The organism is Streptomyces sp. GB4-14 (genome assembly GCF_022696125.1).
GTDB lineage: Bacteria > Actinomycetota > Actinomycetes > Streptomycetales > Streptomycetaceae > Streptomyces > Streptomyces werraensis.
Genome location: NZ_RZHO01000002.1, coordinates 1,228,001 through 1,248,185, shown reverse-complemented (window position 1 = coordinate 1,248,185; position 20,185 = coordinate 1,228,001). Strand labels below are relative to the sequence as shown.

Genomic DNA, 20,185 nt, shown 5'->3' with positions numbered 1-20,185 from the left:
AGCCTCGGCCTCGGACGCCGGCGGGGCCGCGAGCGCCGGACCGGCGAGGGTCGTGTCCCCCTCCGCCAGTTCCACGGCCTCGTCCTCGCTCGGCACCCGCTCGTCCTGCCAACGGCACGGGAGCGCCCCCCGGTCGAACTCCTCGCTGTCCATGCGCCGATGGTGGCAGCCACCACTGACATCACTGCTTCCTTGGTCCCGTCGGGCGGGGCCGACCGTGGACGAAAGTCGCCCGGCTGCCGACTTCCGCCGGATACCTCCGCAGGACGTCCGCGGATGAACTGGACGCATGCCGACCCGAACGTCCGAGCCGACCGCCGTCACCGCCCGTGCCCTCGCGCCCGATCTGGCGCGGGGCTTCATGCTCCTGTTCATCGCGCTGGCCAACTCCCACTACTTCCTGTCCGGCCGCCCGGTGCTCGGCGGCCATCCGCAGGAAGGCTCGTCCCTCGACTCGGCCGTCACCTGGCTGATCGCGACCTTCGTGGACGGCCGCGCGTTCCCGATGTTCGGCCTGCTCTTCGGCTACGGCGTCGCCCACATGGTGCGCCGCCGGACCGACGCCGGCCCGCGCGCGGTGCGGCGGCTGCTGTGGCGGCGCGCCCTGGCCCTGGTCGTCATCGGCACCCTGCACGGCCTGCTGCTCTACGCGGGCGACATCCTGACCGCGTACGGCGTCCTGCTGTTCCTGGGCGCGTGGACGGTCCGCTGGAAGGACGGCTGGCTGCTGGCGACCGCAGCGCTCTTCTTCGTGTTCTGCGCCCTGCCCGGCGACGACTCGCTGAGCATCAGCACGGATCCGCCGGACGCCGCGCTGCTCCCGCCGGACGTCGCGACGGCGGTTGTCGAGCGCGCGCAGGTGACGCCCTGGATCGCGCTGCTCGGACCGCTTGGCTTCCTGTGCCCTTTCCTGCTCGGCCTGTGGGCGGGACGCTGCCGCATCCTCGAACGGCCCGAGGGGTACGGCACGTTGCTACGGGTGACGGCGTCCGTGGGCATCGGCGCGGCCGTGCTGGGCGCTCAGCCGGTGTCCCTGATGCTCGCCGGGATCACGCCGGTGCCGGACCGTCCGGCCCTGGAACTGATCGGCCCTCTGCACGACGCGACAGGCGTCCTCGGCGGCCTCGGCTACGCGGCGGCGGTGACGCTGCTGGCGCACCGGCTCGGGAACCGGCGCGGAAAGGTGGTGGAGGCCGTCGCGGCGACGGGCCGGCGGTCGATGACCTGCTACCTGGCGCAGTCGGTCGTCTGGACGCTGGTCTTCACGCCGTTCCTTCTGGACCTGTCCGCGGACCTGACGGTCACCTCCACGGCGATCCTCGCCCTCGCGACGTGGACCGCGACCGTCCTCCTCGCCCGCCATCTCCACCTCAAGGGCCGCCGGGGTCCGTTCGAGGTGCTGGTCAGGCGGGTGACGTACGGGCGGTGACGCGTATGACCCGGGTGTCAGGCCCAGAATCAGCCGAGTACCTTCGGCGCACCTCCGCGACATGTAGCATTTGTCAACACGCTTTACTCTCAGGTCCTGGTCGCACCCCGTGTACGCTGGGCGTATGACGGACAACGCCGCTTCTTCGGCCGGGCCCCTTGTCACCGGCTCCGAGATCGCTCGGCTGGCAGGCGTCACCCGGGCCGCCGTCTCCAACTGGCGGCGCCGCTACGAGGACTTCCCCGCGCCGGCCGGAGGATCGGCGAACAGCCCGCTTTACGCGATGAGCGAAGTGCAGGCCTGGCTCGAGAAGCAGCGCAAGGGCCAGGAGGTCTCACCGGAGGTCGAACTCTGGCAGACGATGCGGGCCGCGTACGGGGAGCAGATGCTCACAGGCCTCGCCGACGTGGCCGCGCTGCTGGCCGGAGAGGACACACCCGCGCCGCCGGAGGACGTCGCCTCTCGTGTGCAAGAGCTCCTGCGCACCCACACCCCCGCCGACGTGGCCAACGGACTGGCGGAACGTTTCATGGACTCGGCCCGGCGCTCCGGCTCCGACCTGGTGACGTCCGAAAGGCTGGTGCGTGCGGTCCGCCACTTCGCTCCTGAGCTCCCGGCCGACGCGACAGTTCTCGACCCGGCCTGCGGCATCGGATCGCTGCTCCTGTCCGTCGCGCCCGCCGTCGATACCGACTGTCGGGGGCAGGAACTGGATGCCGACAGCGCGCGCTTCGCGCAGCACCGGGCCGACCTCATGGGCCGGTCGGATGTGCGCATCGTCGCGGGCGATTCGCTGCGCGCGGACCAGTGGTCGGACGTCAAGGCGGACCTGGTGGTCTGCGACCCCCCTGCCGGCGTGACCGATTGGGGCCGGGAGGAATTGCTGCTCGATGCCCGCTGGGAACTGGGCACGCCGTCCAAAGCCGAGGGCGAGCTCGCCTGGCTCCAGCATGCCTACGCCCACACGGCGCCCGGCGGCAGAGTTCTCATGGTCATGCCCGCCTCGGTGGCCTACCGCAAGGCGGGCCGGCGCATCAGGGCCGAACTCGTCCGCAGGGGCATCGTGTGCCAGGTGGTCGCCCTTCCGCCGGGGACGGCGACCTCCCACGCCCTGCCGGTTCACCTGTGGTGCCTGCGGCGTCCCGCGAACGCGAACGCCGGTGACGGCAACCGAACGGTGCGCATGGTCGACCTGACCGACAACGACCCCGACGCGAGCCTGGACCCGCGCCCCGACCAAGTCGCGGACGTGCCGCTGATCGAGCTCATGGACGACACGGTCGACCTGACACCCGGCAGACACATGAGGGCGCTCCACCGCGACTACCCCGGTGAGTACGCCGCCCTGCGGGAGGAACTGGCGGAGGAACTCGGCCGGCTGGCCGCCCTTCTGCCCCAGCTCGGCCCCGGCGACGGACCGGGTGCACTGGACGTCGCCACGACCAGCGTCGCGGAGCTCGCCCGCGCCGGTCTGGTCGCGTACGACGGCGCGGAACCGGTCTCGACCAGCGACCAGCTCGACACGGACTATTTGCAGGGTTTCCTGCGCAGTTCCGTCAACGCACGCAGATCCACGAGCGCCAGTGGCACGTATCGCCTGGATGGCAAGGGTTCACGTGTCCCCCGCATGGGCATCGACGATCAGCGCCGTTACGGATCGGCCTTCCGGGTCCTGTCAGAGTTCGAGGAGAGCATTCGCAAGGTCGACGAGCTGAGCCGCCGGCTCGCGGACATCGCCCGCGAAGGGCTGGCGACCGGCGCCCTGACACCGGAGAAGTGAGGCCAGGCCGCCGGCCGGATCATCAGGCGACGTGCGCGAGGAACGGGCTCGCGGCACCGCTCCACGTCACACTCAGCGCCTCCCGGGCACGCGTGCACGCGACGAACAGGAGACACCGCTCCCGGAGCAGGTCGGCTTCGTGCTGCGGTGCGTCCGCCTCGCGCGGGGTGATCTCCCGGGCGAAGGGGACTGATCCCTCGCCGACACCGAGCACGAACACCGCCCGGAACTCCAGCCCCTTCATCGCGTGCATCGTCGCCAACCGCACTCCCTCGGCGCCCTGAGCGGTCTGGCCCTTGACCCGGACCACGGGTATCCCGGCGGTCTTCAGCTTCTCCTCCGCGGCATCAAGGGAGAGGTTGAAGCGTGCGCACACGCCGATCTCGTGCGGGGCCAGGCCGTCGTCCAGCAGTTCGCGCACCCGGTCCACCAGGGCCTCCGTCTCCTCCTGACGCGTGGCGTAGCCCTGCGCCCGGGGGTGGCGCCCGTGCAGCAGAGAACGGTATCCGGCGAGCGAGTCCGTGCCCTCGCCCTCCAGCGCCTCGACCGTAACGGGCGCCAGAAGCCGCGCCGACCAGGTGAGGATCTCCTCGGTCGAGCGGTAGTTCACGCGCAGGCGGAAGCTGCGGCCGGCCGTAGCGATGCCCAGGGAGCCGAGCGACACACGGGAGTCGTAGATCCGCTGATGAGGGTCGCCGGTGATGAACAGATCATCGGAACCCGTCGCCACGGCGGCACGCAGCACACGCCACTGCGCGGGGTGCAGGTCCTGCGCCTCGTCGACCACGACATGGGCGTACGGGGCCGGCCCCTCGGCCAGGAGATCCGCGGCGCGTGCGCAGATGCCGAGGTGCGTGGTCTCACCGCGGTCCCGCAGCAGCCGCTCGAAACGCTCGACGCCGCTCCACACCTCCCGGCGGCGCGCCGGCCCGAGACCGGTGCCGCGTCCCCGGCGGCTCGCGCCGAGGTAGGCGTCGAGGTCGCGGAGGTCCTGACCGAGGACGACGTGACGATACTCCTGCGCCAGGAACCGGGCGGTGAACGGCAGGTCGAGCTGTTTGACGACCTTCTCCCACAGCTGCCGTTGGTCCCGGTCCCCGACCGGTTTGGGTGCGTTCGCCGACCCTGCCCGCACCACACCGTTGGCGAAGGCGTCCACGGTGGTCACGTCGACCCGCACCAGCAGCTTCTCGTCCTCGTCGAGCAGCAGGCCGAGCATGTCACGCAGTCCGGCGGCGAGCGCGTTCGTGTACGTGGTGAGCAGGACGCGGCTGTCGTCGGAGCGTCCCAGCAGGTGCTTGACACGGTGCAGGGCCGCCACCGTCTTGCCCGTTCCGGGGCCGCCGGTGACCTGGACAGGGCCGCCGAACGAGGCGCGGTAGGCGACGCGTCGCTGGGAAGGGTGGAGGAAGACCCGCCAGGCGGCGAACGGCTTGTCCAGGGCCTCCTCCAGCTCCCGCGGGCCCGTGACCAGGCGGATGCGCGCAGAGGTGTTGGCGATCACCGTGGCCAGGTCCTCGACCGGCTCGGCGGGCGCGTCGGCGGGCCGGCGGACGGCCACGACGTCCCGGTACACCTCTTCCGGGTTGAAGCCTTCGGCGAGGTACTGCAGCACCTCCAGCTGGTCCTCCGGAAGGAGCGTGGAGAACGCCTCCAGCTGGGCCTTGCTCGCCAAGGAGCGCGCGGCGCGCAGCACCTGGTCGTCGATGCCGAGCTCACGCAGCGTGCCGTCCGAGACGTGCTCGAAGAGCAGCCGGGAGGCGGAGCGGGCCGCGTTCTCGTACACCGGGGTCAGCTCGTCCAGGGCGACGGCGTTGCGCACCTCCAGGGCCCGGGTCGCGGAGTTCGCGCTGTAGAGGCGTTTCGCGGCCCAGGTGTAGGCGTCGTCGTGCGGCAGCACGTTGACGAGGAGGAAGACGTCGCTGCCGTCGTCGGGCGCCAGGACGACGCCGCGCCAGAAGTCCGTGATGCGGATGGTGCGCATGCGTTTGTCACGGGCATTTTCGACGGACTCCAGGTGCAGTCCCTTGTCCGCGTTGAGTTCTGCGGCGCTCATGGCCTGGAACTTCGCCATGGCCTTGCGCACTCCGGCTCTGACGGGCTTCTCCAGGGACTCGTAGCCGTCCCAGAAACTCTGGGCGAAGGCGAGCTGGGGCATACGGTGTCTTTCCTTTCCGTCGGGCCGGTGGTCGTGATCACGTGGAGGAGCAGGCACGGGTCAGGAGGACGGCGATGTCGCTCAGGGTCGAGAGGAGCTGCCGCGGTTCACGGGCGAGGTCGACGCTGTGCCGGTACAGCCGCAGTCCGCCTCCGTCCGCCCCGGCCGCGGTACCGCGCACCTCGTGGAAGCGCGTGGGCTCCCGCCCGGCCGCGTAGACCAGGTGTGCCTCGCGCAGGCCGAGCACCGTGGCGTACGCCAGGGCCTGGTAGAGGTCGGCGTTGAGACGGCCGTCGGCCTTCTCCACCTTGTACTTGGCGTCGACGACGGCGACCGGTGTTCGGCCGTCGCGGGTGCGCACCACGAGGTCGGGACGGATTCGCACGAGGCCGGCGGTGTCCAGGTGGTGGGGGTCCTGCGGACGAGGAGCCAGTCCCCGCTCCTTCAGCGCCGCGCTCAGCGCGGCGGTGATGAAGTCCTCGAACAACTGGTTCATGTCGAAGAGGAAGCCGTCCACGGCGAGCGGATCGGCGCCTGGGAGCAGGTGCTCCGGCGAGGAGCCCCGCAGGACGGCCTCGCAGAGCCGCAAGGCGGGCTGATAGCGGGAGTTGAGACGGGAGGGCTGCCAGCGCGGCAGTTCCTGTCCTCTGACCAGGGGCAGTGCGTCGGCGAGACGGACCCGCTGGTGCGCCAGGCGCCGCCGCACGGGTCCGGGAACGCCGGGCAACCGCAGGAGCCGCTCGACGGCGGCCCGCAGGATGCGGTTCTCGGCGGTGTCCGCGGTGTAGGCGTCGTACGCGATCTCCACGGGGGGCGTGCGACCGAAGTGCCGCCGGATCTGGTCGGCCTCGCGTATCCGCCCGCGCACCACCAGAGAGGACTCCTCCACCTCCCGGTAACCCTGGAGGACCCCTTGGCGCAGTGCCGCGTCGATCCGTCGTTCCACGGCGTGGGCGAGCGCGGGCACCACGTCGTCGTACGCGCCGGTGTCGACGGTGCCCTCCCGGTCGTCGCGCCAGGCCCGCTCCGGGTCGAGACTGAACCCGAGCAGGAAGAAGATCCGGCTCACCGGGGTCTTGGGCATGATCCGTACGATCGGACCGCCGGGCGTGCGGAGCGCGCCGACCCGGCTCCCCGCCCGCAGCAGCCAGTGCCCGTCCCGGGCGGGGTCCGGAGTGGCGGACTGGAGTATGCCGGAGGCGGCGAGGGCCCGGCCGGCCGCGGCGCCGAGCGGCACGGAGACGGCGGGCCCGTACTCGTGCAGCACCACATCCGGCACGGGTGCGGTCATGCCGGCCGCTCGCGCAGCGAGTCGAGGCCGTAACGGGCGGCGACGTCGATGCCCTCGCCGTAGTGGTGCTCTTCGAGGAGTGGCAGGATCTTCGTGCGCCAGGTCCGCTCGAGGCCGCCGTCGCGGTACACGCCCGGCTTCATCAGGTACGAGGGGCCGATTGCGAAGTCGGCGTCGTTGACCCGGGAGTTCAGGGCGTCGAGGAGGCGGGCCGGCTCCGGGTCGCGCCCTTCGCGCTCGAGCCAGCGTCCGAGCAGCCCGGCGGTCGGCTCGGTGCGCGGGGACAGCTCCACGAAGGCGAAGCGGCGCCGCATGGCCGCGTCGACCAGGGCGATCGACCGGTCGGCGGTGTTCATCGTGCCGATCACGAAGAGGTTGGGCGGCAGCGGGAAGTCGTCCCCGGAGTAGGTGAGCCGCACGGACCGGTCCCGGTACTCCAGCAGGAAGTACAGTTCACCGAACACCTTGGCCAGGTTGGCCCGGTTGATCTCGTCGATGATCAGGAAGTGCGGGACGTGCCGGTTGCCCTCGCGGGAGGCGAGGTCGGCGAGCTCCCGCAGCGGGCCGGCGGTCAGCCGGAACGCCACCTCCCGCGTCTCCGGATCCTCCACCGGCCGGAACCCCTCGAAGAAGTCCTCGTACGCGTACGACGGATGGAACTGCACGATTTTGACCTGTTCCGGGCCGCCGCCGAAGTACTCGGCCAGCTTCATCGCCAGGAATGTCTTGCCCGTGCCAGGCGGACCGTAGAACACCAGCTGCTTCTCGTCGAGCAGGAGCTCGCGCAGTTCCTCCAGCCACGCCCGGTCATGGACCAGAAGCTCGTCGGCGAGCGCGTCGCTGATCTCGGGCAGGGCCAGCTCCTTCGGCGCGGGCCGCTCAAGGGTCTCCGCGACCTCGGCCTCGTCCGTGCCGGCCGCCTCACCGGCCAGCCCGTCCAGCGCGTCCAGGACGCCGGTCAGATCGACCACGTCGTGCTGCACGGACAGCTTCTGCCGCACTTCTCCCGGTAGTTCGTCGTACGCGTGACCGTCCGTGCGCCAGGTGACCGGCCGGCGCAGGTTGGACAGCCCGCCGGGCGACGTGGTCTGCACGGCGTCCCCGGTGATCCGGCCGAGGTAGAGCCGGTCGTCGTCGTAGGTCGCCACCGTGTCCCCGACACGCATCTGCGTCAGGAAGGCGTGCAACTCGTCCACCAGCCCCTGCTTCTGGTGGTACGAGGCCGCTCCCTCGTAGCCCTCCTCGACGAAGCGGCGCAGCGCGCTCTTGGTCGGGTCGGATTCCTCCAGCGGGGGCAGGTGCGCGCCCGACAGCGACACGAAGCCTTCCTTCAGCCACAGTTGCCGCACCAGGTTGTGACCCGAGACGTTCGAGCCGCGCACCAGCCACGCCTTGAGCGGGGGACGCCAACCGGTGGACAGGTAGTCGGAGAGCGGATGGCCCTCGTCGGTGCGCCAGGACTCCGGCCCGGAGGCGTCGTAGCCGTACACGAGCGAGGCGGCGGCCGACGAGGAGTTGCACTCGATGTCCCGGGTCACCACCCAGCGTGCGGGCGCGTCCTGAATACGGCCGGGGACGGCCGGAGCATCCACGAGGGCGCCGTCCGCGCGGAGTTCCGCCCGGAAGCGGCGCGCGTGGCGGCCGAGCCCCGGCCACTCGTCGGCGGTCACGAGGGACCCCTCCCGCAGCAGGAACTTGTTCGTGCCGTTGCCGCCGAACGGCGTCAGCAGGTACCCGCGCGCCTCGGCGCCGTCCTGCGGCAGCTTGATGCGGAAGTCGGGCGTACCGGGGAGGCGGTCGGGGTGGGGCATGGGGTGACCTTCCAGAAGGGCGGGCCTGCGGGAAACAGACTACGCGTTGACGTTGTCAACGCGTTGGGGTGAGCGGTCTCAGGCTTCCTCGGACAGAGTCGCGCGCAGGTCGGCCAGCGTGACCTGGCCCTCAGGGGTGTCGGCCAGCCAGAAGGTCCAGCCGTTGGTGCCCGCGCCGACCGCGTTGGCGGCTCCGGACGGGGTGTCGTGGATCTGCTCGTCGATCCGGATGCGGCCCTGCTCGTCGACGACGGCCACCTGCTCGTGCTCCTCCCACGCCGGGGTCAGGACGGTTCCCGCGCTGATCAGGCCGGCGTCCAAGAGTTCCGACAGCTTGATCCGGCGGGAGGGGAGCCGGCCCGCCGTGCGCTGCTCGGGCACGACCGACGGAGGGCTGTAGACGGGGCGGTAGGAGTCGCTCTCCAGCTGCCCGAAGGCGTCACGGACGACCTGCGCCATCAGGGCGCGTCGAGCGGTGAGGAAGGTGTCGTAGTCCATCGACGGCCAGTCCTCCGGCAGCGCGTGCAGGTAGAGCTGACGGGCCAGAACGTCGGCGGGCAGCCCCTTGGCGGCCAGCTGCGCGGGCCAGTACTGCGCCGGCGCCTGGTCCGAGATGGAGATGTTGTCGCTCCACTCCAGCAGCGCCATGTTGGCGATCTGGTTGATGCGTGTGCTCGTGGTGATCTTGAGGGTGTTCTGCAGGTACTTCCGGGGGAAGAGGTGATGCCGTTCGACGCCCTTGCGCGCGAGGATGGCCGGGTCGAGCCGGGTACGGACCTTGACGTCGGACAGCAGGACGTCCGCGTCCAAAATGTTGAGAGCCGCGATGTACGCGAGCAGGGCGGGCGATTTGGCGGCGGAGCTGTTCAGCGTGTTGGGCAGGGTGATGGTCCAGAAGTCCGAGGTGAGGGTTTCCCGGACGACCCGGTCGAGGGTGGTGGTGTAACCGTCCGCGTCGCCGTGCGGGACGTCCCGCAGCAGGGCGAGATCGTGCTCCATCTGGGACTCCACCGAACCGGTGTAGCGGCCGGTGAGCTGAGCCATGAAGAACCAGCGCGCCATGACGGACCGGAGCCGGTCGAGGGGGACGCCGTAGCGGACACGGCCGATCAGCCAGAGCGCGTAGCTGTAGAGCAGCGCGTTCTGACTGGAGATCATCTTCTCGCCGCGGAAGCCGGCGCGCTCCAGGCAGAGGAAGAACTCGTGCCAGTGCTGCAGGTCGAGGACGTGCTTCTGCGCCTGCTGGAGCTGTTCGAAGCGTGCTTCGCGCTGCTCGGGGGACAGCTTCCCCGAGGCGTCCCGTCCGCGCAGGGTCGCGTACACCTGCTTGAGCACGGCGGAGTCCAGGCCGACGGCGGCGACCACGCGCAGCAGCTGGGGCGGCTTGGGCTTGATGTACCAGTTGAAGGGTGACGCACCGTGGAGCGCGGGAGTACGCGACTGCCGGCAGAACTCCTCCAAGGCGCGGCGTCCGTCCTCCCAGAACACGGAGGTGAGCGTCAGGATGAAGTCGGCCTGGTCGAGCTTCACGCCTTCGCTGTTGATGCGGACGAAGATCTCCGCGACCTGCTCCTCGTCGATGTCGGCGGAGAGCACCACCCCCTTGAACGGGTAGCTCTCCAGGTCGTGCAGTCGGTCGAGCGCGTCCTGGATGCGGTCCTCCTCGGCCTCGGTGAGGGGACGCTTGTCGTTCAGGCGGGCGAGGAAGTCACGGATGACCTTGCGGCGTCCTGTGGCGGTGTCCCACAGCACGCTGATGTCCGGGAGGTACTCGGGGTCCCTCTCGATAGCCGCGTCCGTGACGGCGAAGGTGTCGTCCGAGGGGCGGAAGGCGAGCCGGACGCGTGTCGTGCGGTAGTCCTCTCTCACCACGGGCGTGCCGGTCATGACGGCGAAGAGCGAGGTGAGGCGCTGCTGGCCGTCGACGATGAGCCGGCGAGCCGCCTCCGGCTTGGCCCCTTCGCCGATCTGCCGTGCGCCGGGCTCGATCCCGGTCTCCCAGAAGAGCAGGTAGCCGACCGGGAAGCCCTTGTACATCGAGTCGAACAGCTCGCGCGCCTTCGCCGGTTGCCACACGTAAGGCCGCTGCAGGTCGGGCAAGGCGATCTCACCACGCCGGATGTCGGTGATCAGGTCGGCTACCTGGTGGGTCGTGTCCTTGAACAGCACGGTGGCCATCGGCCGGGTCTCCTCGGGAAGTGTGGATGAAACTGGCGGACTGTGGGATCAGCCGGTCATGGTGAGCAACGCGGCGGTCGCAGTTCCGGTACTTCGACAGGTGTCGATTCGGCCGCTTCTTCGCCGCATCCGGACTCGTCGTCCCGGTTGCGCAGTCGGCCGACGGCCCACTTCAGACCCGCCCCGGCCAGGGTGAGGGCGAGGACGCCGGCAGTGGCCTCCACTCGCCCTTTCGTCCTGTAGTGGCCTCGTAAGTCGTCAGGCCCGCCCAGCTCCCCGGCTTCTTGGGTGAGCCGTGTCCAGTCGTTTCCCATGACTCCACTCGATCCGTCCGTGGTCCGATCGCCCGACGGGCAGCCGGCTCTCTCAGTCGCGCCTGGGACGCCGATGCCGCCAGTACTGGTGGACTTTCAGAACCTCGTAGCTCCACGTCATCCGTTGCTGCGCGGCAGTGCCCGAGCACGGCAAGCCGAGTTGCTCCGCGATAACCGGAAAACGGGGGTGCATCTGCCGGTCGCCGACCGTGAGGAGAGCACAGAGAAGGGGTTCGCCCTCACGGCGCTCCTCGTCCACCAGCCACAGGATGACGCTCTGGTCGTCCCGGTGGAGCCGCGGCAGTCCGGGGAGGCGCTTGCTGATACGGGACCAGGTGGTGGTCGCGCCCATGCGGGCGGTCTGTTCCAGCAGCGGGCGGAGCTCGGTGGCGATCTCCGACAGCTGACCGGTCCCCAACAGGGGCGGCTCGTCACGACGAACCGGTGTCCGAGCACCGGAACCGTCCGCCGGTGAGGGCGCGCGGTGCGCCGCGGTCTCCGTGGCAGGCTTCGCCTCACGACGCGGCACCTGACCGTTCGCGCGCTTCGCGGCAGGGCGGCGCCCCGGACGCGCCGTGGAGCGCTGCCCGGCCGGGGGCTCGTGCCGGACTTCGGCCGTCGCCGCGCGCCGGCGCCCCTCCTCCAGCCAGGATGCGGAGTTGATCACCTTCTTGAACGCCTGGAGTTCTTCCCGCTGCTTCCGGGTCTCACTGGGCGGTGCCTCGGCCACCTGAGACCAGGCCAGCCCGTAGAGGTCGGCCGCCTCGGCCACCGCGTACGTGTCCACGGCGCGCTGCAGGTCCAGGAGGATGTGGTTGACGTTTCGGTGGAGGCGGGCGACGTCCATGGCGGTGCGCACGGGGCGCCCCGTTGTCCTGCGACGGAAGTCCGTCTGCCAGCTCGAGCCGCCGCTGAGACGTACCCGGTTCCGCGTCAAGCCATCCCCCAACAGTGACACGCTGTGCGTCTCGTCCACGGCACGGACGAGGAAGCCGTCCCCCTCGACGACACCCGCCGATGCAGGCAACGCTAGATCGACGTGTTGGCAGTGTCAACAGAGTGTATGCTGGGTGTTGCTCGCGTCGTCGCGCCGACCGGCTGTGCCGAGAGGCGCTTGATGGGGACCGAGTGACAGACGGTGTGCTGATTCGGCTATACCGTTCTGCTGGGACGTCAGACACGGGCTGACGTGGGGAAGACTTGGGGGGACGATGATCGACTACCGCAAGGCACCGAACGTTCCGGTCTGGACGCTGGCGACACGCGATGTCCAGGTACCGGCAGTCATCGGGGACGGGCCGATGACGGCGGAGCGGCTGAGTGAACTGCGGGGTGTGCTCGCGGCACTGGCAGACCAGCGGATCGCCACGCTGGAGGCGCACCCGCTGCCCGACAAGCTCGACCGCAGCCGGGGCATCCCACTCGATGCCGCCAGCCCGCTTGCGCAGCACCTGTCGCAGCTCATCACCGAGTCGGCGAAGACGTCCGCTGCGGCTGCCAAGGCGACGGCGTCGGGAGAGCTCCTGTGCCGCGTGGTGGTCCCGGCGAAGGTCGCGGCCGAGATGGGACAGGGCTTGGTCCGCTGGGCGGAGCCGAAGGGGCCCGGGCTCTCGAGCGGGTTCTACGGCGACATCGTGCATACGGCGACCGGCCAGTTCGCTGCCAAGGCGAACCTCGTGCCGGTCAGCGGCGCTGCCGCGGCCGGCACGGTCGGTGGCGCGGGTGCGACTGCCGGCGCCGCCGCCGCAGGCGGCGCGGTGCTCACCGTGGCCGCTCCGCTCGTGCTCATGGCGGTGGCCGTCGGCGTGAGCGCGCGGGCCGACCGTCAGCGGCAGCAGGCCATCGAGCACATCACGGACCTTCTGGAGCAGCTCCAGGCCGACAAGCTCGACGACGAGCACAGCGCACTCAACGGCTGCCGTCCCGCCATCGACAAGGCCACGGCCATCCTGCTCGACCAGGGCAGGCTCGGTGTCTCGCTGGGCCTCGACTCCGCGGTGCACGCCATCGACACGGCCCTGAGCAAGGCCGACATCCGTCTCGCCCGCTGGCGGAGCGCGCTCGACAAGCTGCCCGCCGGTGAGCCCGTCGAGATGGGCTCGCTGACCGAGGTGTTCCCCGGCATCGACGAGCAGGGAGGAGTGTTCCGCACCCACCTCGAACTGGTCTCGCTGGCCATCGCGTTGAAGCGACGCGTCAACGTCCTCCAGGCGGTCGAGCGGGCCCAGAGCGAGCCCGACAACCTGTTCGAGAACTTCGCCCGTGCCCTCAAGGACGACGAGCAGCGTCTTGAGGAACTGGAGAAGGGCATCGCCGGAGTGCTGCTGGGTCTGTCGACGGTTGAGCTGGCCCGCCCGAGCAGCAAGCGCCCCGTCCTCCTGAACGCTGAGGTCGACCGGCTCCTGCGCTCGGCATACCAGCTCCGCAGCATGGGCGACGGCGTCGCACTCAACGGCCGCCCGGCGGACGTGGCGATCGAGATCGCCCGCGACCGGGACGGCTCGGTGGTGGTGTTCCCGGCGCTGCCCGCGGAGGCATAGCGCTGCGGAGGGGAGGGTGAGGGTGCGTGGCTCCGGCGCGATCGTGTGGCTCGGCGGGGAAGTCTGCCCGACGTGCGTCGCATCCTCGCCCGCACGCATGCTGGTGAGAGTTTCGGCGTTCTGAGGAGTGATCAGGTGGATGGTGCTTAAGGTCACCGCATGGTGGGGTTGAAAACGCTGAAGGGGTACCTGCTCGAAGAGGTGCTCGCCTGGCTGCTGAGATCGAGTGGATACCGTCTGCTGACGGAGGCGGACGACACGGCCAGGCCCCCGTGGAAGGTGCTGGAGAAGCGCAAACACGGGCTGGTGGTCCGGGGACGGGGGGCCTGGCACCAGGCGGACGCTTTGGGTGAGTTCCCCTACGTCCCTCCGTTCTCGCTCCCGATCCGTCTGTTCGCCGAGGCCAAGTTCACCAGCCCCCCGGTCGGACTCAGTGTCGTACGCAACGGCCACGGTGTCGTGCACGATCTGAACGCAGGCGACGTCACCACGCTGGGCAACGGTGCGGGTCCTCGGCGCCCGAGGACGCGCTACCACTACAGTTACGCGATCTTCTCGACGTCAGGGTTCACGCGGGACGCGCAGGAGTTCGCGCTGGCCCATCAGATCTCGCTCATCGATCTGTCGCTGCCTGACTTCAACCCCCTGTGCAAGCTGGTGAAGGACGCTGCCGAGGCGGTTTACGACGTGACCAAGTCGATGCCTCCGAGTCAGCGGCCCGCCGTGTACAGGATCCGCAACTACGTACGCCGCCACCTGCTGGACATGTACGAGGACCCCGTGCCTAGCTCCGCCGCGGTGACTCGTCCGCTCGACACGCTGGTGGCCGACCTGCAGCGTCTGCCGCTCGGGCTCGTACTCGCCTTTCCCGCGGCTCCGTTCGTCCTCGGGCTCGTCTCCGACGACCTCGAGCACTTCTTCAGATACGCGCGGGCACATCCCACTCACGCAGTGCGCGTGCGCAGGAGCCAGCGGAGCGCAGGGCATCCCCTCTGGTCCCTCGAACCCCGTGAAGGACGTGCCTACACGCTGACCTTCAGCCTCCCGGAGTACGTCGAGGACTGGATTCTCGACCAGGAAGAGGGGATCAGGTCCCGCACCCGTCGGACGGCGCGTGACCTGCTCTCCGCCATCACTGTCTACTGGGTCGAGGGCGGACACACTCACACCTTCCGGCTTCACTACGACCCGGACGAGTTCCGTGAGGTCAGCGGAAGGCCCAGAACACCGTTCAGCGACTTGGACCTCCTGTACTGATCCCGAGGGTGGTCGGCTTGGTGTGATCGAGGTCGTCTGCCGAGGCCGGGTGGGAAAGCCGGCGCGGTCGGTCGGCGAAGTGATCAGGGGATGGTGTCGAGCAGGTCCGCCCGGACGGTCTTGCCACTGGGCGGGTAGGGGACGCAGTCCCAGTGGTCGGCGAGGGCGGTGACGAGGGTCAGGCCGCGTCCGGTGGTGCCGAGTGGGTCGGTGTCCGTGGGGCGGGGGAGCAGGCGGAGGTCCCCGCGGGCGTCGCTGACCTCGATACGGAGGCGGCCGGCCGCCGGGTCGAGGGTGAGCGTGAGCCGGAAGCAGCGCCCCGGCACGCGTCCGTGCAGGACGGCGTTGGCGGCCAGCTCCGCCACGACGAGTTCGGCACGCTCCGTGAGGTCCTGCGAGACGTCCCAGGAACGCAGTTCGGTCACCGCGAGGAGCCGCGCGAGACGGGCGCCGCGCCGTGTGGACGAGAGCAGCTGGGTGAAGGTGCCGACGGGGGCGCCGACGTGAGGTGTTGCCTGGTTCATGGCGTCAGCGTGGCGGGAGTTGACGGGCGGAGGCGAGACCCGAGCCCCGTACGCTGAGTGAGCGTACGGAGCCGGAGCGAGCGGTCTTCTACGCGCAGGGGCACGGCAGTTCGAGGGCCGCGCGGTTCGGGGAGCACGTCACCACGGCGAGGGCGAGGTACGAGGGGCGTTCGAGGTAGTGGCCGTACGACATGTCACCGCCCGCGTGCAGCCGTTCGGCGGCGGCGTCCAACAGCAGGGCCAGGCGCGCGGTGTCCCGGTCGTGCTCCGCGGCGAACCGGGGGGCGTACTCGGCCAGGCGCTCGCCCAACCAGGTCGCCGCCTCCTTCGCGTCCTCCCAGGTGCCCCGCACCAACGAGCGGGGCTTGACGAGCCAGTACGCCGTCTCCAGGGGCGGCAGGTCCGACGGGCGGAACTCCGCGGCGACCTGGCGGTAGCGCTCGATCAGTTCCGGCCTGCTCCCGGCCGGGGGCGGGTCGGGGTGCGGAGGCCGTCGCAGGGCCTCGTCGTCGAAGCGCGCCTTCGGGCCGGTCCAGAGGTAGGCATGGTGGTGCACGTGCTGCTCCCGGAGGGCGGAGCGCCGGCCGGACGCGGGGAGGGACCCGGTCCGGCCGGCGACAGGGGGGAGGAGGGTCAGGCGCCGAGGCCGAAGCGGGCCGGGTCGATACCGGCGGCGTCCAGTTCCTCCGTGGTGAACCGCAGCGGCTCTGCGTCCGGCCGCTTGCTGTCGCCCAGCGCCCAGGCGTCCTCGCCGATCCGGGCGAGGGTCACGCACCCTTCCGTGCAGGGGCCGCCGCACGCCTTCGTGAACGAGGCCGCGCTGGTTCCGTTCTGCATGACTGCACCTTCCAGCTCGTCTGACGCGGCCGGGTCCGGCCCCGGCCGCCCGTAGGGGGCGGGAGTGCACGGAGGGGGCGTGCCGCCTGGGTGTTTCCGCAGGTGAGCGGTAGACACGGACGGCTCGTCCCGGATCTCCGTGACCTCAGAGTGGCGGTCGGACGGGGGCGGGGACGAGTGTGGCACCCCGTACGCTGAGTCAGCGTACGGACACGAAGAGTGGGCGGTACGTCTGATGATCCGTCAGGCTGGAGGCGGACGCGGGCGGCGTGAGAGGCGGCCGGCGCAGCGCGGTGCGGAGTCGAGGAAAGGGGCGGCGGATGGACGTGGTCGGGGTCGAGGGGGAGGCAGCGGCCGGGAGCGTCGGCGGTATGCGGGCGGTTCCGGCGGGGCCGGTGGGGGAGTGGGAGCGGGAGCCGCAGCCGTCGGACAGCCTACGGACGTTCGGGGCCGTCATCCAGGCGCTGCGCGAGCACGCGGGGCTGAGCCGGGCGGACCTCGGTGCGAGGGTCCAGTACTCGAAACACACGGTCGAGTCGGCGGAGTTGGGACGCCGGATGCCGGACGAGGCGTTCGTGGAGCGGGCGGAGGAGGCCCTCGGCAACACGGGGGCGCTGCGGAGGGCGGCTCGGCATCTGACGCGGGGGGAGGCGGGGCTGGCGGCGTGGTTCCGGCGGTGGGCGAGGTTGGAGCGGGAGGCGGTGAGTCTGTGCACGTATGAGTGCCGGTTGGTTCCGGGGCTGTTGCAGTCGGAGGCGTGTGCGCGGGCGGTGTTCGAGGGCACTATCCCCCTGCGGACGGACGAGGAGTTGGAGATGCAGCTCGCCGCACGGATGGAGCGGCAGGCGACGATGAGGGAGCGGCCCACGGTGCCGTTCAGCTTCATCGTCGAGGAGCACGTGTTCCGACGGCAGTTTGGTGATGCCGAGGCGATGCGTGGGTTGGTGGACCACGTCCTTGAGCTCACGGCTCCGCGTAACGTGACGCTCCAGGTGGTGCCGGTGGAGGCGCGGTTGCACGCGTGTCTGGATGGGCCGTTGCAGATTCTGAAAACCTTGGAGGGGCGGCGGCTTGCTTACTCTGAGGGGCAGAAGAACGGGCGGCTGATCTCCGACGCGAAAGAGGTGACCGTGCTGTGCCAGCGCTATGACACACTGCGCTCGCAGGCCCTGAACCCCACAGACTCCCGGGACCTGTTGGAGCGACTCCGAGGAGAGCTATGAGTAGCGGTACGTCGGAACTCGCCTGGTTCAAGTCCAGCTACAGCGGCAGCGAGGGCGACAGCTGCGTGGAGGTCGCGATCGCCGAACAGGCTGTCCACGTACGGGACTCCAAGGACGTGACCCGCCCGGCCTTCGCTGTCGGCCGCGAAGGCTGGGGACAGTTCGTACGGTTCGCGTCGGAGCGCTGAGCGACTTGGGTGTGTCGTCCGCCGAAGTGGCGGACGGCACACCCTTTGCAGCGCAAGGCGTCAGGTGAGGGTGTTACGCAGGTGCGGACCGAGGTACCGGACGTATACCGCTTCCGGAGCGCAGGAAGTCGTCGGAGAAGGAGGCGTGGGGCGATGGTGTCTCCTTCGCCAATCTTCAAATGAGCTTGAGTGAAGACCTGGCCGACGGGGTCCACGTCCTGCGATACCGGTAGCACGAACTCATTGCGAAGTATCGTCTAGCGGGCGTCCATGTCCGACTCGTCTCAGCTCGGAGAATCGTCAGAGGGCCTGGAGGATCGCACGCTGTTGATCATGTGAGGAATGAGGTTAGACTCCACCCTTCCTGCGATTGTCGTTCTTGCAGAGCATCTTGCAGTTTGCTGGGATGGTCGGTCCGCCGGCATGCCAAGGCGTAATGTGATCCGCCTCCATCTCGGTGAGCTCAAAATGTTTCTTACAGACAGGGCAGATGCCTTTCTGTCGCTCGTACGCCTCGCGCTTATGATTGTCGGTAAACGAGCGGATGCTCAGATGACGCTCTTCCCGATTAAGGACGTAGATATATATACCACTCTTTTTGGTGACGTCTTCGTCCTGCATGAGCCTGGAAATCTCGGCTTCCAGCTCAGTCGGATTAAGGTCAGCGTTTTTGAACTCATTGTAAAGAAACCCCCACTGGACAGGGCGCATCTCCTTGCGCCACTTGGGGAAGGTTGTCTTTACCCACTTCATGACATCCTGGAAGTACAGCCACAGCGCTTCGGCGCTGGCGTCATGCTGATGTTTGGCCATGTACCCGTCGACGTCACCATTATTAATCCACTTGATGGCTGTCTCGAGATAGTCCTGCCGGATATGCGATCCCGTCATGTAATTGGACGCGATAGCGTGGGCAGGGCAGTTGTTCTTCGAGAAGTACTTCTTAGCCGCAGAGACCCAGACACCATGGTAGACAGCGTTGCGCAGCTCCTGATCGGTGAGCTCCTCGCCAGCAATGTTGATCGTCTTGAACCATTCTAACTTTTCGGAATCGGTTCCCTCGCAGATGTAGACCATAAGCTCGTAGTCGAGGATCTGTTCTCGCTGGTCTTGCTGCAAGTTATGGAAAGCAAGCCGGTGCCCGTCAATTGGTATTGAGAAGTCGCCCTCAACGTACTGGCAGATCGAGATGGTGCGCTGCTGCCCGTCGATCACCTCGAAGGTGCCGTCGTGACGCACAGCCCAGTACATGACGTTCAACGGGAAACCCCGGCGCAGTGTCTCTATGACGGCATTGCGCTGCTTGTCCTTGTAGACGAACTCACGCTGATAAGGCGGACGTACGTCGAGCTTGTCACCATAGGCCCTCACGCCCAACTCGTCATTATCCTCGTAGCCTTCGACGAGGTCGCGCACCCGGATATTTTTGAGATCGATTTTCATGCGATCACTCTCTTGTGTCGGATAAGAATGCGTGCGTACAGTTGGACGTAGTACTCGCCATCGATTTCGTAGTAGGTTTTGTCGGTCGGCGGCGTCTCCACTTTTAGGGCAGGACCATCATTAAGCTTCGTGACCGTGCTCCGCGCGCCGTTCGCGCTGACCTGTGTCTGCTTCGGATAGATCTTAGACGGCTCTCCTAGCGGGGCCTTAGCGATCCCTACTATCTCGAACTGGTCGGGATTGTATTTACCAAGAAAGGTGATCGGCACACCCATTACCCCCTCCCAGTCAACGGGGATGTTGACAGCCTTGCCAACCTCGATGCCGTTGTAGTTGTCGTAGGAGAGGTAGGCGTCAGGGGCGTGAGTGCGATAGAGCGTGAGCTCCTCGTGCCGCTTTGAGTGATCAAGGTTCGTGAACCATGCTGAGTGGCCAATGGTCTGGTAGCGGTCGCCGTTCTCATCGACGCGCTGCCCCTTCTTCACCGGCGCGTCGTTCTTGATGCGAAACCACATCTGCCCGGTGCCGGTGCGGGTGACGCCGAGCCAGATTCGATTCTGCTGGATGTAGGGCCAGATCTCCTTGTACGTGACTGCGTTCATGTTCCCAATGATCAGGAACTTTTTGTTGTACTTCATTAGCTGCGCGACGTACTCGCGGAACAAGGAGAAGGGAGGGTTGGTTACGACAATGTCGGCTTCTTTAAGGAGAGTGATGCTCTCCTGGGAGCGAAAGTCCCCGTCACCGTTGAGGCACTTCACCTCGATCTCATTACGGCCCGGAATTCGATCACCATCCTTGTCACCTGTGTATTCCAGGTAGATGGCTCTCTCGCTATCCCCCGCGGAGAACAGGTCCATGTCTTGGCTTTTATAACAGGTGGCAATAAGTTTTTTCAGACCAAGTCTCTCAAAGTTGTAGCTGAAGTAGTGGAAGAACTGAGATGCGCGAGGGTCATCGCAGTTAAGGTAGACGACCTTACCTTTGAAGTGCTTCTTGTAGTGTCGAACCTCCTTCTCGATGTCGGATAGCTGTGTGTAGAACTCATCCAGCTTGGCCAGTTTGGCATCACCGAGACTCTGCCGCTTTGACGCCATATTTATTCGGTCCGTTCACCTAGTGCTCTATCGCGTTTCTCGTTTAAGGGATGCATCTGCGGATTCACCCTATCGGCGCGGTGGGACATTGCAAGGGTTGACCTCGATTATTCGA

At 68.2% G+C, this 20,185-nt stretch carries 16 protein-coding genes; 6 read left to right on the top strand and 10 right to left on the bottom strand.

Annotated elements, in window-relative coordinates; all coding sequences use genetic code 11:
• The first annotated feature begins 289 nt into the window (after nt 1-289).
• Complete coding sequence (locus tag ELQ39_RS06810) at nt 290-1,429, top strand: DUF418 domain-containing protein (RefSeq protein ID WP_242591370.1); 1,140 nt, start codon at nt 290-292, stop codon at nt 1,427-1,429.
• Nucleotides 1,430-1,553: 124 nt separating this feature from the next.
• A complete protein-coding gene (locus tag ELQ39_RS06805) occupies nt 1,554-3,209 on the top strand; it encodes an N-6 DNA methylase (RefSeq protein ID WP_242591369.1) in 1,656 nt (551 codons plus the stop codon).
• 22 nt (nt 3,210-3,231) lie between these two features.
• Here the strand turns inward: ELQ39_RS06805 and ELQ39_RS06800 are convergent, their stop codons facing one another.
• From ELQ39_RS06800 to ELQ39_RS06780, 5 genes are all read right to left on the bottom strand, one after another.
• The gene (locus tag ELQ39_RS06800) at nt 3,232-5,367 is read right to left on the bottom strand and encodes a UvrD-helicase domain-containing protein (RefSeq protein ID WP_242591368.1); all 2,136 of its coding nucleotides are present in this window, start codon (nt 5,365-5,367) and stop codon (nt 3,232-3,234) included.
• 37 nt (nt 5,368-5,404) lie between these two features.
• The gene (locus ELQ39_RS06795; protein WP_242591367.1) at nt 5,405-6,658 is read right to left on the bottom strand and encodes an McrC family protein; all 1,254 of its coding nucleotides are present in this window, start codon (nt 6,656-6,658) and stop codon (nt 5,405-5,407) included.
• Entirely contained in the window at nt 6,655-8,469 is a 1,815-nt protein-coding gene (locus ELQ39_RS06790; RefSeq protein ID WP_242591366.1) for a DUF4357 domain-containing protein, read from the bottom strand. The genes ELQ39_RS06795 and ELQ39_RS06790 overlap by 4 nt, the downstream gene beginning before the upstream one ends.
• 78 nt (nt 8,470-8,547) lie before the next feature.
• Nucleotides 8,548-10,647, bottom strand: coding sequence for a GmrSD restriction endonuclease domain-containing protein (locus ELQ39_RS06785; protein ID WP_242591365.1), 2,100 nt, complete (start codon nt 10,645-10,647; stop codon nt 8,548-8,550).
• A 366-nt stretch (nt 10,648-11,013) separates the two neighbouring features.
• The gene (locus tag ELQ39_RS06780; protein WP_242591364.1) at nt 11,014-11,820 is read right to left on the bottom strand and encodes a hypothetical protein; all 807 of its coding nucleotides are present in this window, start codon (nt 11,818-11,820) and stop codon (nt 11,014-11,016) included.
• Nucleotides 11,821-12,172: 352 nt separating this feature from the next.
• Here ELQ39_RS06780 and ELQ39_RS06775 point away from each other — a divergent pair, with 352 nt between their 5' ends.
• Both ELQ39_RS06775 and ELQ39_RS06770 read left to right on the top strand, forming a co-directional pair.
• Nucleotides 12,173-13,501, top strand: a complete 1,329-nt coding sequence (locus ELQ39_RS06775; RefSeq protein WP_242591363.1) for a hypothetical protein — start codon at nt 12,173-12,175, stop codon at nt 13,499-13,501.
• Nucleotides 13,502-13,660: 159 nt separating this feature from the next.
• Nucleotides 13,661-14,758, top strand: a complete 1,098-nt coding sequence (locus ELQ39_RS06770) for a restriction endonuclease (RefSeq protein WP_242591362.1) — start codon at nt 13,661-13,663, stop codon at nt 14,756-14,758.
• A gap of 83 nt (nt 14,759-14,841) precedes the next feature.
• Here ELQ39_RS06770 and ELQ39_RS06765 read toward each other — a convergent pair whose 3' ends face one another.
• The 3 genes from ELQ39_RS06765 to ELQ39_RS06755 all read right to left on the bottom strand — a co-directional run bounded on the left by ELQ39_RS06765 (nt 14,842) and on the right by ELQ39_RS06755 (nt 16,119).
• Nucleotides 14,842-15,282 (bottom strand): ATP-binding protein, encoded by a 441-nt coding sequence (locus ELQ39_RS06765; protein WP_242591361.1) that lies wholly within the window; start codon nt 15,280-15,282, stop codon nt 14,842-14,844.
• 88 nt (nt 15,283-15,370) lie between these two features.
• A complete protein-coding gene (locus ELQ39_RS06760; protein WP_242591360.1) occupies nt 15,371-15,838 on the bottom strand; it encodes a hypothetical protein in 468 nt (155 codons plus the stop codon).
• Nucleotides 15,839-15,915: 77 nt separating this feature from the next.
• Nucleotides 15,916-16,119, bottom strand: coding sequence for a DUF397 domain-containing protein (locus ELQ39_RS06755; RefSeq protein WP_242591359.1), 204 nt, complete (start codon nt 16,117-16,119; stop codon nt 15,916-15,918).
• A gap of 320 nt (nt 16,120-16,439) precedes the next feature.
• Here ELQ39_RS06755 and ELQ39_RS06750 point away from each other — a divergent pair, with 320 nt between their 5' ends.
• Both ELQ39_RS06750 and ELQ39_RS06745 read left to right on the top strand, forming a co-directional pair.
• Nucleotides 16,440-17,342, top strand: a complete 903-nt coding sequence (locus ELQ39_RS06750; protein WP_242591358.1) for a helix-turn-helix domain-containing protein — start codon at nt 16,440-16,442, stop codon at nt 17,340-17,342.
• Complete coding sequence (locus tag ELQ39_RS06745; RefSeq protein ID WP_107476688.1) at nt 17,339-17,530, top strand: DUF397 domain-containing protein; 192 nt, start codon at nt 17,339-17,341, stop codon at nt 17,528-17,530. Before ELQ39_RS06750 ends, ELQ39_RS06745 begins: the two co-directional genes overlap by 4 nt.
• A 348-nt stretch (nt 17,531-17,878) precedes the next feature.
• On the opposite strand, the gene ELQ39_RS06740 is transcribed toward ELQ39_RS06745, so the two are convergent.
• Entirely contained in the window at nt 17,879-18,973 is a 1,095-nt protein-coding gene (locus tag ELQ39_RS06740) for an HNH endonuclease family protein (RefSeq protein WP_242591357.1), read from the bottom strand.
• Entirely contained in the window at nt 18,970-20,070 is a 1,101-nt protein-coding gene (locus ELQ39_RS06735; protein WP_242591356.1) for an adenine-specific methyltransferase EcoRI family protein, read from the bottom strand. Before ELQ39_RS06735 ends, ELQ39_RS06740 begins: the two co-directional genes overlap by 4 nt.
• Nucleotides 20,071-20,185 lie beyond the last annotated feature (115 nt).

Coding starts and splice junctions, on each gene's coding strand:
- ELQ39_RS06745 (WP_107476688.1), top strand. CDS start 17,339: ATGAGTAGCGGTACGTCGGAACTCGCCTGGTTCAAGTCCAGCTACAGC.
- ELQ39_RS06775 (WP_242591363.1), top strand. CDS start 12,173: ATGATCGACTACCGCAAGGCACCGAACGTTCCGGTCTGGACGCTGGCG.
- ELQ39_RS06765 (WP_242591361.1), bottom strand. CDS start 15,282: ATGAACCAGGCAACACCTCACGTCGGCGCCCCCGTCGGCACCTTCACC.
- ELQ39_RS06785 (WP_242591365.1), bottom strand. CDS start 10,647: ATGGCCACCGTGCTGTTCAAGGACACGACCCACCAGGTAGCCGACCTG.
- ELQ39_RS06755 (WP_242591359.1), bottom strand. CDS start 16,119: ATGCAGAACGGAACCAGCGCGGCCTCGTTCACGAAGGCGTGCGGCGGC.
- ELQ39_RS06790 (WP_242591366.1), bottom strand. CDS start 8,469: ATGCCCCACCCCGACCGCCTCCCCGGTACGCCCGACTTCCGCATCAAG.
- ELQ39_RS06795 (WP_242591367.1), bottom strand. CDS start 6,658: ATGACCGCACCCGTGCCGGATGTGGTGCTGCACGAGTACGGGCCCGCC.
- ELQ39_RS06750 (WP_242591358.1), top strand. CDS start 16,440: ATGGACGTGGTCGGGGTCGAGGGGGAGGCAGCGGCCGGGAGCGTCGGC.
- ELQ39_RS06810 (WP_242591370.1), top strand. CDS start 290: ATGCCGACCCGAACGTCCGAGCCGACCGCCGTCACCGCCCGTGCCCTC.
- ELQ39_RS06770 (WP_242591362.1), top strand. CDS start 13,661: ATGGTGGGGTTGAAAACGCTGAAGGGGTACCTGCTCGAAGAGGTGCTC.
- ELQ39_RS06805 (WP_242591369.1), top strand. CDS start 1,554: ATGACGGACAACGCCGCTTCTTCGGCCGGGCCCCTTGTCACCGGCTCC.
- ELQ39_RS06735 (WP_242591356.1), bottom strand. CDS start 20,070: ATGGCGTCAAAGCGGCAGAGTCTCGGTGATGCCAAACTGGCCAAGCTG.
- ELQ39_RS06740 (WP_242591357.1), bottom strand. CDS start 18,973: ATGAAAATCGATCTCAAAAATATCCGGGTGCGCGACCTCGTCGAAGGC.
- ELQ39_RS06800 (WP_242591368.1), bottom strand. CDS start 5,367: ATGCCCCAGCTCGCCTTCGCCCAGAGTTTCTGGGACGGCTACGAGTCC.